At 58.4% G+C, this 12,130-nt stretch carries 10 protein-coding genes and 1 tRNA gene; 2 read left to right on the plus strand and 9 right to left on the minus strand.

Features of this window, described 5'->3' with window-relative positions; all coding sequences use genetic code 11:
* Positions 1–9 precede the first annotated feature (9 nt).
* Positions 10–1,416 (minus strand): amidohydrolase family protein, encoded by a 1,407-nt coding sequence (locus KT71_RS14175; protein WP_008294686.1) that lies wholly within the window; start codon positions 1,414–1,416, stop codon positions 10–12.
* 35 nt (positions 1,417–1,451) lie between these two features.
* On the opposite strand from KT71_RS14175, the gene KT71_RS19800 reads away from it, so the two are divergent.
* Positions 1,452–1,964 carry a nuclear transport factor 2 family protein gene (locus KT71_RS19800; protein ID WP_152025251.1) on the plus strand — a complete coding sequence of 171 codons (513 nt, stop codon included), beginning with the start codon at positions 1,452–1,454 and terminating at the stop codon, positions 1,962–1,964.
* 6 nt (positions 1,965–1,970) lie between these two features.
* On the opposite strand, the gene KT71_RS14185 is transcribed toward KT71_RS19800, so the two are convergent.
* Positions 1,971–3,383 (minus strand): zinc-binding metallopeptidase family protein, encoded by a 1,413-nt coding sequence (locus KT71_RS14185; RefSeq protein ID WP_008294684.1) that lies wholly within the window; start codon positions 3,381–3,383, stop codon positions 1,971–1,973.
* 257 nt (positions 3,384–3,640) lie between these two features.
* On the opposite strand from KT71_RS14185, the gene KT71_RS14190 reads away from it, so the two are divergent.
* Positions 3,641–5,275 (plus strand): N-acyl-D-amino-acid deacylase family protein, encoded by a 1,635-nt coding sequence (locus tag KT71_RS14190; protein WP_008294683.1) that lies wholly within the window; start codon positions 3,641–3,643, stop codon positions 5,273–5,275.
* On the opposite strand, the gene KT71_RS14195 is transcribed toward KT71_RS14190, so the two are convergent.
* From KT71_RS14195 to pheS, 7 genes are all read right to left on the minus strand, one after another.
* The gene (locus tag KT71_RS14195; protein ID WP_008294682.1) at positions 5,272–6,459 is read right to left on the minus strand and encodes a winged helix-turn-helix domain-containing protein; all 1,188 of its coding nucleotides are present in this window, start codon (positions 6,457–6,459) and stop codon (positions 5,272–5,274) included. The genes KT71_RS14190 and KT71_RS14195 overlap by 4 nt on opposite strands.
* Before the next feature lie 5 nt (positions 6,460–6,464).
* On the minus strand, positions 6,465–7,406 hold the full coding sequence (locus KT71_RS14200) for a DUF4350 domain-containing protein (protein WP_023660109.1): 942 nt from the start codon (positions 7,404–7,406) through the stop codon (positions 6,465–6,467).
* A 190-nt stretch (positions 7,407–7,596) separates the two neighbouring features.
* Positions 7,597–7,673: transfer RNA gene (locus KT71_RS14205), tRNA-Pro, on the minus strand.
* A gap of 161 nt (positions 7,674–7,834) precedes the next feature.
* Positions 7,835–8,200 (minus strand): MerR family transcriptional regulator, encoded by a 366-nt coding sequence (locus KT71_RS14210; protein ID WP_008294680.1) that lies wholly within the window; start codon positions 8,198–8,200, stop codon positions 7,835–7,837.
* Positions 8,178–8,483, minus strand: a complete 306-nt coding sequence (ihfA, locus tag KT71_RS14215) for an integration host factor subunit alpha (protein ID WP_008294679.1) — start codon at positions 8,481–8,483, stop codon at positions 8,178–8,180. Before ihfA ends, KT71_RS14210 begins: the two co-directional genes overlap by 23 nt.
* A 66-nt stretch (positions 8,484–8,549) precedes the next feature.
* Positions 8,550–10,928, minus strand: coding sequence for a phenylalanine--tRNA ligase subunit beta (gene pheT, locus KT71_RS14220; protein WP_008294678.1), 2,379 nt, complete (start codon positions 10,926–10,928; stop codon positions 8,550–8,552).
* A 111-nt stretch (positions 10,929–11,039) separates the two neighbouring features.
* The gene (gene pheS, locus KT71_RS14225; RefSeq protein ID WP_023660110.1) at positions 11,040–12,053 is read right to left on the minus strand and encodes a phenylalanine--tRNA ligase subunit alpha; all 1,014 of its coding nucleotides are present in this window, start codon (positions 12,051–12,053) and stop codon (positions 11,040–11,042) included.
* Positions 12,054–12,130 lie beyond the last annotated feature (77 nt).

Below are 12,130 nucleotides of genomic sequence, written 5' to 3' on the forward strand. Positions count from 1 at the left end.
ACAAAACTCCTAGAGCGCCGATTCCACGGCAACGCCATCCTGCTTGTAGACCACGCCGTTCTTCATGACAAAATCCACGCGAGACAGCAGGTTGATGTGACGGAGAACGTCGCCTTTTACCGCAATAATGTCAGCATACTTGCCCGCAGACACAGTACCGACCTTGTCAGACACGCCCATCATCACCGCACCCCAGTAGGTTGCCGCGCGAATGGTCGACATGGGATCCACACCCATCACGTTGACCCAGACATCCATCTCGTTCCAGGTGCTCTGACAGTGAAACTTCATGGGAATCCCGCTATCGGTGCCTACGAGCATCACCACGCCCGCGTCCCGCAGCTGCTGGAACTTGCGCTTGAGCGTCGGCTTGCGCAGGGGTGTGAGCTGGGTATAGGCCAACTGTCCGGGCTCCTGAATCGACGCCTTGATATCGGCGATGGTGGAAGGCTCAAGCCCCCGATGCCAGCACTCGCTGTCGAGCTTTTCGGGATTGGCTACGGTCTGATCGTAGTTCCAAAGTCCTTCCACCGTCGGTGTCCAGAACAGGGGACCCCCGGCGATGCGACCCGTTGCCGTGCGCTCGCGCAGCATCTCGATGACATCCGCCGGGTATTCCGGAGCGGTGGTCAGTCCCGTGTGCTCGAAGTTGTCGACGCCGATCTCCAGGCCCCGGCGAACTTCATTGGGACGGTGCGAGTGGGCAACCACCTTGAGACCATGCTTATGCGCCTCGTCCACAACGGCCTGCGCTTCCTCGAGGGTCATATTGTCCTGATCGATAAGCTTGATGATATCGACACCGGCATCTGCAAGTTTTTTGACCTTCCGCCGTCCATCGGCAACGCTGTCGACGCCCCAACGATAGAACTCCGTATTGGGATAGGCCCCATGCTGAATAAAGGGCCCGGAAACAAACAGGCGGGGACCGGGAATCTCACCGGACTCAATACGCGTTTTTACGGAAATCGAAGCTTCTAAGGGGGCGCCGAGGTCCCGGGCCGAGGTAATACCTGCCAGGAGGAGTTGGACGGCGCTGGAGGGCATAATTTCGCTGGCCAGGCGATCCTTGTAGGTGGGGTGCCAGTGGCTGTAATCCGCGTGCCCATTGAGCATCAGGTGCGCGTGGTTTTCCCACAGCCCCGGCAGCACATCCATCCCTTCGGTAGACACCACCTCGTAATCCTCGGGCACGTCCAGAGTCCCTACGGTGCCAACTTCCTGTATGACCCCGTCCTCCACCAGAATTACACTGTTTGCGATGGGCGCATGGCCAAAGCCATCAATCAAACGTCCGCCCACAAGGGCTGTTCCGGCGTGTGCGGACACCGCGATTAACGCGCTGGCTATAAGCGCCGCACTGAGCTTGACGGCAGCGGTGCTAAAGTTTGTTATTACCTTCTGACTGCGTTCCATTGCTTATCCTTTTTCTGCTTTTCGGAGAGCCCGCCTTGAAAACACCAGACCAGTTTCCCAGACCCGTTATGCGAACATCGAGTGTAGCGCGAAAGTTTCTCGCCGCGCATACCCGCTTTGCTCACCTCGTCCTCTGCGCGGTGCTCCTGAGCGCTGGCGGAGCCGCAACAGCCAGCGAAGAGGACCGGGTCCTCGCTGCCGTGGATGCCCTGTTTGATGCCATGCGCAACAGAGACGCTAAGGCGCTGCAATCCGCTTTTCTACCGGAAGGACGCCTGGGTACCGAAGACACCGAGGGGTGGATAAGGTCTGTATCCACCTCGGAGGCTTATCTGGATGAAGTCACCTTTGACGAGACCGTGCTTATCGATGACAGCGTTGCCATGGCCTGGACACCCTACAATCTGTTCGTAAACGGCGAGTTTCACCACTGCGGCATTGATCTCTTCTCATTCCGAAAAGTCGACGGACAGTGGAAGATTCTGCAAATCGATGACACGCGCCGCGAAGAGCCCTGCGACCCCAAGCGACGCGGCGATGAGCGCTAGCCCTAATCAGTCCCCGTAGCGGAAAAAGGCATCCATGGCGCGATAGAGCATGTGCACATCCACCTTGGAACTCACCGCATAGGTGGAATGAATCGACAGCAGGGGCACCCCATAGTCGATGACTTCCATATTGCGCCGGGACAGGGAGCTGCCGATGGTGCCGCCGGAGGCCCGACCTTTGTAGGTCGCCGTTTGCCAGGCAACGCCGGCCTCGTCGAGGTAGGCGCGGTTCCAGGCCATAAACTCGGAGTTGGCATTAAAGCCCCCACCGTAGAGCTTTAGATTGACCCCGTAGCCCAGGCGCGGCGCGTTCCCCGCCTCCCATACACCGGGATAGGTAGGATGGATGCCCGGGTTAACGTCTGAGGACACTACCTTGGTGTGCCGCAGGGCGCGGCGGATATCCATGTCGTTGTAGGCATCGCCGCGCTCCAGGTAAACCAGTTCCGCCAGGAGATCGACGAAGTAGTCGGAGTTGGAACCGGTGTTGTTGATATTGCCCACCTCTTCGTTGTCCACAAGAAATGCGACGGCCGTGCGCGCAGGGTTTTTCTGCTCAAGAATCGCTCGCAGCGCCGTATAAGAAGACAGCTTATCGTCCTGCCCGTAGATCGCCATCATGGCGCGATCAAAACCCACATCCCGAGGCTCCACCGCCGGCACGATCGCCAGCTCCGCAGACACCAGGTCGTCTTCGCTGATGTCGTATTCGGACTTCAAATAGGCCAACACGGAATCCTTCACCGAGTCCTCCGCCGGCGCCATGGAGGCGATGATCGGATCCAGCTCCTCACCCATGATCACGTCGCGATTTTTGCGATTGCGATAGTCCGCATCAACGTGAGGAGAAAGATCCGGAATGATGAAAATGGGATCGTCTTTATCAAGGCCTACGGATACCGCCACACGGGTGCCGTCCTTTTTATCCACATGCCCCACAAGAGCCAGGGGCAGATTCACCCACTGGTAATTTTTGATGCCGCCGTGGCGATAGGTCTGAAAAAGCGCAAACCCATGGGATTCATACAGGGGCCTACCCTTGAGCTCCAGTCGCGGTGAATCGATATGAGCACCGACGACCCGGAAGCCCTCCGCCATGGGCTCCGTCCCGACCACAAAGAGCGTGATCGTGCGATCCCGGTTGACATCGTAGTAGCGATCGCCGGGGCTGAACTTTCCGCTGGCGGGCATGGCTTTAAAGCCCGCTTGTTCAGCGAGACGCACAGCCTCGGTGACAAAACTCAGCTCGGTCTTCGCCCGGCTCATAAAGTCCTTGTAGTCTTCGGCAAAGGCAAAAACCGCAGTCTTCTCTTCGTCAGAGATCATCTCCCATCCGGACTGCGGGCCGTCTGCGTTTTCGGCGGCAGCGGCCTGCAGCGAGATAAACGGCAGGGACAGCATCAGGGATGCTGTGGCCATGGCGCCTGCTGTGCACGCCTGTAAGTACCTTAACAACATGTAGATCGTCTCCTTCTACTCACACAGAGTTTTTCTTCGGGTAACACCTTAGCTGATTCTGGCGCCCTTGCCCCTTGCTCAGTCGAAACAGTCACTCAGTCACCCCTGAAACGGAGAGAACACTAGCGTTCGAAACATGGGGGAACTGCGATACATCTCAGTGATGGAAAAACCTGATGTATTCTTAGTCTACGCGCAAAGTAACCGGGGAATACAGTATGTCCATTCATCGCCCAGGGTCCCTGATGTCACGGCCCGTAAAAACAACGGTCGCCGTGATTCTAGGCTGTATTGTCAGCACGCTCCTGACGGGCTGCGACCCGGGTGATGGGGATGATCTTCCACCGCCGTCCGGCGACTCCACGCTGATTTACAATGCCCTGATCATCGACGGCACCGGCACCACGGCACGACGCGGCGCCGTGAGAATAGCCCGGGACAGCATCGTCGACGTAGGGGACCTGTCCCCCATCGACGGTGAGCAGGCAATCGATGCCCGGGGGCTCGTACTGGCACCGGGCTTTATCGACACTCACAGTCACCATGATGATGAGGGCGCGCTGCGGAACAATCCCGACGCTCTGCCCCTCCTCACCCAGGGTATTACCACCTCCGTGTTCGGACAGGATGGGGGTCATCACCTACCCCTCGCGGACTTCCTGTCGGATTTTGACAGGGAGCCGGCGGCGGTAAACATCGCCTCCTATGTGGGCCACAATACGATCCGGGAGCGCGTCATGGGCAACGATGCCAAACGACCCGCGAATCCGGAGGAAGTCGAGGCCATGCGCAGCCTCCTGCTCTCGGAGTTGCAGGCGGGGGCATTGGGGCTGTCCACGGGTCTCGAATATGAGCCCGGTATTTACTCCCGGCGCGAAGAAGTGCTCGCCCTGGCGGCTGCCACCGCGGCCCAGGGTGGTCGCTACATTTCCCATGTGCGATCCGAAGACAGATTTCTGTGGGACGCCATGGATGAGATCATCGATATCGGCCGACAGACCGGCATTCCCGTACAGATATCGCATATCAAACTTGCGGCAAAAAAGTTGTGGAACCAGGCGCCGGAACTCCTGGAGAAGCTTGACGCCGCCCGCGCCGAGGGCATCGACATCACGGCGGATGTTTATCCCTACGAGTATTGGGCGTCCACCATGTGGGTACTGCTGCCCGACCGAGATGCCGACAACCTCGAAGAAATCGCCTTTGTTTTGGATCAGCTAACCCCCGCATCGGGAATCATTTTCACCCGGTACGAGGCCAACCCCGACTACGTGAATCAATCCGTCGCGGAAATTGCCAAGAGCCGCGGCACCTCCGAAGTACAAACCTTTTCGGACTTGCTCAAGGAGTCCGAGGCCTGGTCCGAAGCAAACGGCGGTGCCTCAGCAGAAATGATCATGGGGCGCTCCATGACTGAGACCGATATCGAGACGTTTTTGCGCTGGGAACACAGCAATGTCTGCAGTGACGGCGGATTTACCGGACATCCACGAGGTCACGGCAGCTTTCCGCGGGTGCTGGCCCGCTATGTGCGTGACAGACAAACCCTCAGTCTCGAAACCGCCGTGGCGGCAATGACGTCCCGCGCCGCGAATCACATGGGTTTTGCGGACCGCGGTCGCATCGCCCCGGGTATGAAAGCAGATCTAGTCCTTTTTGATCCCGAGAGCATTCAGGATCACGCGGGCATTCGCGATGGGCAGGTGCTATCTACGGGTGTGGACAGCGTTTGGGTAAATGGGCAGCGGGTGCTGAAAGACGGCGAATCAACGCAGGTCTTTCCGGGCCAGGTGCTGAGGCGGTCATCTCAGGAAGGCGCGTTGCCTCAAGAAGGCGGTGCAAACGCCGATTAGCGTTTCAGTGCGCTCCTCAGGCGCTGCGCCAAACGAGCGGGATACACCTTGTCCAGGGTCACCACCTCACAACCCTGGAACGCCGTAAACCGCCCCACCGCATCGGCAAACGCGTCGATCACCGGGTCATCACCAAAACTTTCCGCCTCGCAGTGGAGGCTCTTGATTTCGAGGCGCCTGTCTTTGCGATGGGCCTTGCAATCCATGCGTCCCACAAAGTCATCGCGGTACAGAAGGGGCAGGGAGAAGTAGCCGTGGCGCCGCTTGGCCGCGGGCACATAACACTCCAACTGATAATCGTAATCAAAGAGCGTCTTCAGGCGCTCCCGCTGAATCACCGCATTATCAAAGGGAGAAAGAATCCGCATACGAGGCGCGGCGCGGGGTAGCTTGCGTTCCAGCATGCCGGCCTCGACAACAAAGGCCTCACCCGGGGGACTCCTGAGCTCTTCCAATTCACCGCTCCCAAGGCCCTCTTCCACGCGGTGTTTCACCGCTTTTCGAAGCGCTGAATCCTTACGAAGATAGGTGACGCCGCGCAGGGACACACAGGCGTGACAGCGCAGTTGCTGCTGTAACAAATGCTCGGCAAATTCCTCGATGCCGGGGGTTTGGGTGTTTACCTGAGAGGGCAGCACACGCTCCGTGAGGTCGTAGGTTTTCTGAAAGCCCTCACGATCACTGACCATAAGCTCGCCTTCCATATACAGCTGCTCCAGTGCCTTTTTGGCGGGCTTCCAGTCCCACCAACCGGCTCTGTTCGGTCTGGTGGTTTCGAGATCCCGGGAGCGCAGGGGACCGTCAACACGAATACGCTCCAGAAGCCGTCGCATCAAAGGTCTATCGGGCGATTTAAACCAATGAACCTTGCCATTTTTAATGGCATTTTTGTAAGGCAGGGAAAAACGGAAATCCTCCATGGGTAAAAACGCCGCCGCGTGACTCCAATACTCAAAGATCTTTCGCTCGGTCAGCAACTGGTTCGTCATGGTGGGAATAAATCCCGGAACCCGGGAGTAAAGAACATGATGATGGGCGCGCTCAACCACGGAGATCGAATCGATCTGCACGTAGCCCAGATGATTGATGGCGTTAACCGCACCCGCAATACCACTGCCAAAGGGTTTTGATTGCAGCAGGCCCTGGGCAGCCAGGGCATGCCGGCGAAGTCGGGGGATGCTCATCTACGTCAGTCCAGGATCCCCGATAACCAGTGCAGCGTATTCAGGGCGAACTGGGCGTTCTCCTGAGCAATGGGTGCGTTCATGCCCATGGGCCGGCGCTCTTCACCCAGGGTCTGGGCACTAAACATTGCCGCCTCTCCAAACACCGCAACACGTCCTCCACCAAAGGATAGGGCGATACCCTGATACCAACCCTCAATATCGACTCTCGGTGTGCGCTCCGTGAACACCGCGGGCTCTTCGGGATAAAGCTGCTCCGTCGCCGGCCCGAACACCAGTAATGGCGCGAAGGCCCCTTCGGCCTTGAAAGCATGGCCAGTGAAGGTCGCGACGGCATTAATCTTCTCAGTCACCCGTCGGCCGTTGCTAATGCCGTGATTCCTTAAGGTGCCATTCTCCCGGGAAAAAACGATGGGGGGTCGCGGTGATTCAAAACCTGTACGAATGGCGTAGCCGTTCTCGAATTCCACCCCAAAAGCCGCCGCCAGCGCCTTTGCAGCCGCCGGCATGGGCATATGATCGGCAATGAGCAGTAATGCCCCCCCACCCGCCACCCACTTCCTTACGGCGGAAATTTCATCGGGGGTAAACGCCGGGTAATTAGGTAGGGACCAGTCGTTCACGTTCTTCTCGGAGAGAGCATTTGCGATGACCAGAATCCGGCCCTGGGACAGAGCCTGCGGGGTAAACCCGGCGCTCAGGGACTGCACAACATAGCCATCACTTCGCAGGAGCTCGGCAAACGGTTTGTAGCGACCCTCCGCGGTGTGAAAGTTGTGATGGCTTTCGTCTATGAGGACAACCGGGCCCTGCCCATAGGCATAAGCAGGCCCCTCAGCTTGTGTGCTGAATGTGCTGTCGACGACCTGGGTATCCTGCGCTGCACAGGCAGCGAGGAGGAAAAACATGCCCAGGGAACAAACCCGGAACAGATGGCGGCAAGGCAAAACGGTTTCTCCCGGGAAACGAGGACTTCGCCAGTGTGCCCCAGAACGCCAGGGGATGCATGTAATCGCGGCTCGGGGCTTGAAGAAGGCATGAAGAGGGCTTGCAGATGGCGTGCCCGTAAGTTGTCCCCAATCTTCACAAACAAAAAAGGCTTAGGTGAATCATCACCTAAGCCTTTTTTGTTTTGTATGGTCGGGACGGCAGGATTTGAACCTGCGACCACCACACCCCCAGTGTGGTGCGCTACCAGGCTGCGCTACGCCCCGAATGGCAGACCGGACTACTCAGAGAGAAGTCACGCCACTTGCCGAGGCGGCATTATACGCAAGTAATTGTTGGTGACAATGGATGAGTGCAAGTCTCAAGGCAGTTACTCTCTGCCACGCTGGGCGCCACGCAGAGCCGAGCTATTGCCGCTGAAAAAGAATCAGCGCCCGGGCTTGAGCAGTTCGAGCAATTCTTCCAGGTCGTCGATGGTTTCCTGAATCACGGCATCGATATGCGTGGGGTGAACGCCTTTGGTCTTCTCGTCGGTCATGCGCTGCCGCGCCCCGCCGATGGTGTAGCCGTCATCGTAGAGCAAGGTGCGAATCTGTCGGATTGTGAGAACGTCTTCTCGCTGATAGTAGCGGCGGTTACCGCGGCGCTTGACGGGCTTGAGCTGAGGAAATTCCTGCTCCCAGTAACGCAGTACATGGGGCTTTACGGCGCAGAGTTCACTGACCTCACCAATCGTGAAGTAGCGCTTGCCCGGGATTGCCGGCAGTTCGTTATTGTGACTCGGTTCCAGCATATTCTTCTACTCTGGCCTTGAGCTTCTGCCCTGGCCTGAAGGTTACCACTCTGCGGGCGGAAATCGGAATCTCTTCACCCGTCTTTGGGTTACGTCCGGGTCGCTGATTTTTGTCACGGAGATCGAAATTACCGAAACCCGACAGCTTTACCTGCTCATTGTTCTCCAGGCAAACGCGGATCTCTTCGAAAAACAGCTCGACTATTTCTTTCGCCTCGCGCTTGTTAAGCCCGAGTTCCTCGAATAACCGCTCTGCCATTTCGGACTTGGTCAGTGCGCTCATGTTTAACCGCCCCGGTGAAACCTTGCCTGGAAACTTAGACGTTGCGTTAGACGTTTATTGGGAACGCTAACCGCGAAGCTCCGCTTGATAGTTTTCTTTTAGTGAATCAACAACTTGCTGAATACATGTGTTGACTTCATTATCATCAAGAGTGCGCGAATGGTCCTGAAAAGTCAAACCTAGAGCGACACTTTTTCTAGCAGGATCAATGCCTTTGCCCTCATAGACATCAAAGAGGGTTAAGTCTTGAAGGTAAGCGCCTGCGGTAGCTCGAACATTGGCTAGAAGTTCACCAGCTTTGACCGTTTTGTCGACGATCACGGCAATATCGCGACGCAAAGCCGGATATCGGGAGACCGGCGTAAAGGCCGGAATAGCCGCCGCGCGCAGCATCTCGAGGTCCAGTTCAGCGACCACCACGGGCAGATCGAAGTCCAACTTCTTTTGCAAAGTGGGATGTAAAACCCCCACAAAACCCACGGTCTCATCACCGCGCTTGAGCCAGGCGGTCTGGCCGGGGTGCAGGCCACTGCGCTCCCCCGCTTCAAAACGGAAGGAGGCCGCGTCGCCGGTTAAGGCCAACAGGGCTTCTACATCCCCCTTGAGATCATAGAAATCCGCGTTGCGTCCGGGATCAGCCCAGCCTTCGGCAGCCTGGGAACCACAGACCAGCATCGCCAGCCCCGGTCGCTGGGTCAGGCCCTCGGAGCCGGGCACAAAGCGCAGCCCGGTCTCAAAGAGACGCACCCGCGGTTGCTGGCGCTTGACGTTGTGCTGAGCAGTTCGCAACAACCCCGCCAAGAGGCTGCTGCGCATCACCGCGTGCTCCGGGGAAATCGGATTGTTAAGTGCGACAGGCTCTATCGCCGGATCGAGGGCTTTTTGGATATCGGCATCCACGAAGCTGTAGCAAATCGCCTCAAAGTAATCCCTCGCCACAAGAGCCCGGCGCAGTTGCTGGAGATGCAGCTTTTCCTCGGGAATAGCCGGCAGGACCACATCCGCGCGGATGCGTGTCACGGGCAGATTGTTGTAACCGTAAACCCGGGCCAGCTCCTCAAGAAGATCCGCCTCGATTCGCAGGTCAAAACGCCAGCTGGGTACGGCACATTCCCAGCCGTCCTCCACCGCTGACACCTCCAGGCCCACACCTCGGAGAATACGCTCAACCGTCTCGGACTCGATGATGACGCCCAGGAGGCGCTCGATGCGCGCTGCGCGCAGGTGAATTGGCGCCGGTGCCGGCAGGTCTTGCTCCGATACTGCCTCGGTGATGGGACCTGCTGCTCCCCCGACGATCTCTAACAACAGCTCCGTGGCCCGTTCCATGGCACGACGCTGGAGTTCAAAGTCCACGCCTCGCTCAAAGCGATGGGAAGAGTCCGTGTGCAAGCCAAAGGCTCGCGCCTGGCCGCTCAGGGGAACCGGCGCAAAGAAGGCCGACTCCAGCAGGAGTCGCGTGGTGCCCTCGCCCACGGCGGAGTCCGCACCGCCCATGATGCCGGCAAACGCCAGGGGACCCTCGTGATCAGCAATCACAAGATTGTTGCTGCCCAGGGTGATCGTCTGATCGTTTAGCAGCTTCAGGGTTTCCCCCGGATTGGCCTCGCGCACCACAATACCGCCTTTGATCTTGTCCAGATCGAAGGCATGCATGGGCTGACCGAATTCCAGAAGGAGGTAATTGGTGACATCCACTGCGGCATCGATGCTACGCACACCGCAGCGACGAAGCTTCTCCTGCATCCACAGGGGCGATGGTCGACTCAGATCCACGCCATCGATCACACGGCAGAGATAGCGGGGGCAACGTGCGCTTGCGCGCAGGTCCACGGTCACCGCCTCGTCGCTGGTAAGCTCCTGGGCATTCTCGGGCGGCGCACACACTGCCAGATCGTTAAGCAAGCCCACTTCCCGGGCGATGCCCGCCATACCCAGACAGTCCGAGCGATTGGGGGTAAGCCCGATCTCAATGCTCACGTCATCGAGCTTGAGGTATTCCCGAAGATCCGTGCCGACGGGCGCGTCACCCGGCAGCTCAAGAATGCCATCCTTTTCTTCGGACAATCCGAGCTCTGAGGCCGCGCAGAGCATGCCCTGGGACTCCACGCCCCGCAGCTTGGCGGCCTTGATGGCAAAGTCACCGGGGAGCATGGCCCCTACAACCGCCAAAGGTGTCTTGAGACCTTTTCGGGCATTCGGTGCGCCACAGACGATCTGCAGGGGGGAGCCGTTGCCGGCATCCACGGTACACACCTGCAGCTTGTCCGCATCCGGATGCTGCACCGCTTCGGTAATCTCCGCCACAATCACGCCCGAGAAAGCCCCGGCGACGGGCTCGATGGCGTCCACCTCGAGACCGGCCATGGTGATCTGGTGCCCCAGGGCCTCGGTACTGAGCGCGGGATTCACCCACTCTCGCAGCCATTGCTCGCTAAATTTCACTGATCAATTCCTTTTTACCAAAACACTGCAGCGCTCTTGCCATGGGTTTGAGCGCGGTTACTCCAGAGAGCTTCCCGCGCGGCAACGAACGCCCCGCGACCGCAATCGCCGTCAAAATTGCGCCAGAAAGCGCAGATCATTTTCGAAGAACAGACGCAGATCGTTCACGCCATAGCGCAGCATGGCCAGGCGCTCTACACCCATGCCAAAGGCAAAACCGGAGTAGCGCTCGGGATCGATGCCGGCCATCTCAAACACCCGGGGATGCACCATGCCGCAGCCCATGACCTCCAGCCAGCCCGTGTGACTGCACACCCGACAGCCGTCGCCACCGCAGTGCACGCACTGGATATCGACTTCGGCGCCCGGTTCTACAAAGGGAAAATAGGAAGGACGAAAGCGCACGGCAAACTCCTTCTCAAAAAACACCTGCAAAAACTGCTCGATGAGTCCCTTGAGATCCGCAAGACTGGAGTGCTCATCGACGAGAAGGCCCTCGACCTGATGAAACATCGGTGTGTGGGTCAGATCCGAGTCGCAACGGTAGACCCGTCCCGGACAGATAATTCGCAGGGGCGGCTCGCTGCTCTCCATGACGCGCACCTGCACGGGCGAGGTGTGCGTCCGCAGCACCGTCGTCGGATCGACAAAAAAGGTGTCGTGCTCGGCCCGGGCGGGATGGTGGGGCGGAAAATTCAGCGCCTCGAAGTTGTAGTAGTCCTGTTCCACTTCCGGACCATCGGCAACAGAAAAACCGGCGGAGCCAAAAAACGCCTCAATACGTTCGATGGTGCGACTGATGGGATGTATGCGACCACCACCCACGGAGCGTCCCGGGAGCGTGACATCAATGGACTCACTGGCCAGACGCGCACTGATCGCCGCCTCCTCCAGAGCCGCTTTGCGCTCACCGATGAGTGCCTGCATCTCCTGCTTGACGACATTGATCTGCGCGCCTGCAGCGGGCCTCTCTTCCGCCGACAGTGACGACAGGCCCTTGAGGAGCGCCGTCAGGGCCCCTTTCTTACCCAGGTAATCCACCCGGGCTGCCTCCAGGGCGGGCACATCCGGAGCCGCATTGATTGCGCTGCGCGCCTCTTCGGCAAGTTTTTCAAGATTTTCCATGTTCAACTGTTACCCGTAAGAACACTCTTGTAAGGCCAAAGGAAATGGCCACAAAAAAAGGGAAAAGGCTGGGCCCT

The sequence above is a fragment of the Congregibacter litoralis KT71 genome (assembly GCF_000153125.2).
Lineage (GTDB): Bacteria > Pseudomonadota > Gammaproteobacteria > Pseudomonadales > Halieaceae > Congregibacter > Congregibacter litoralis.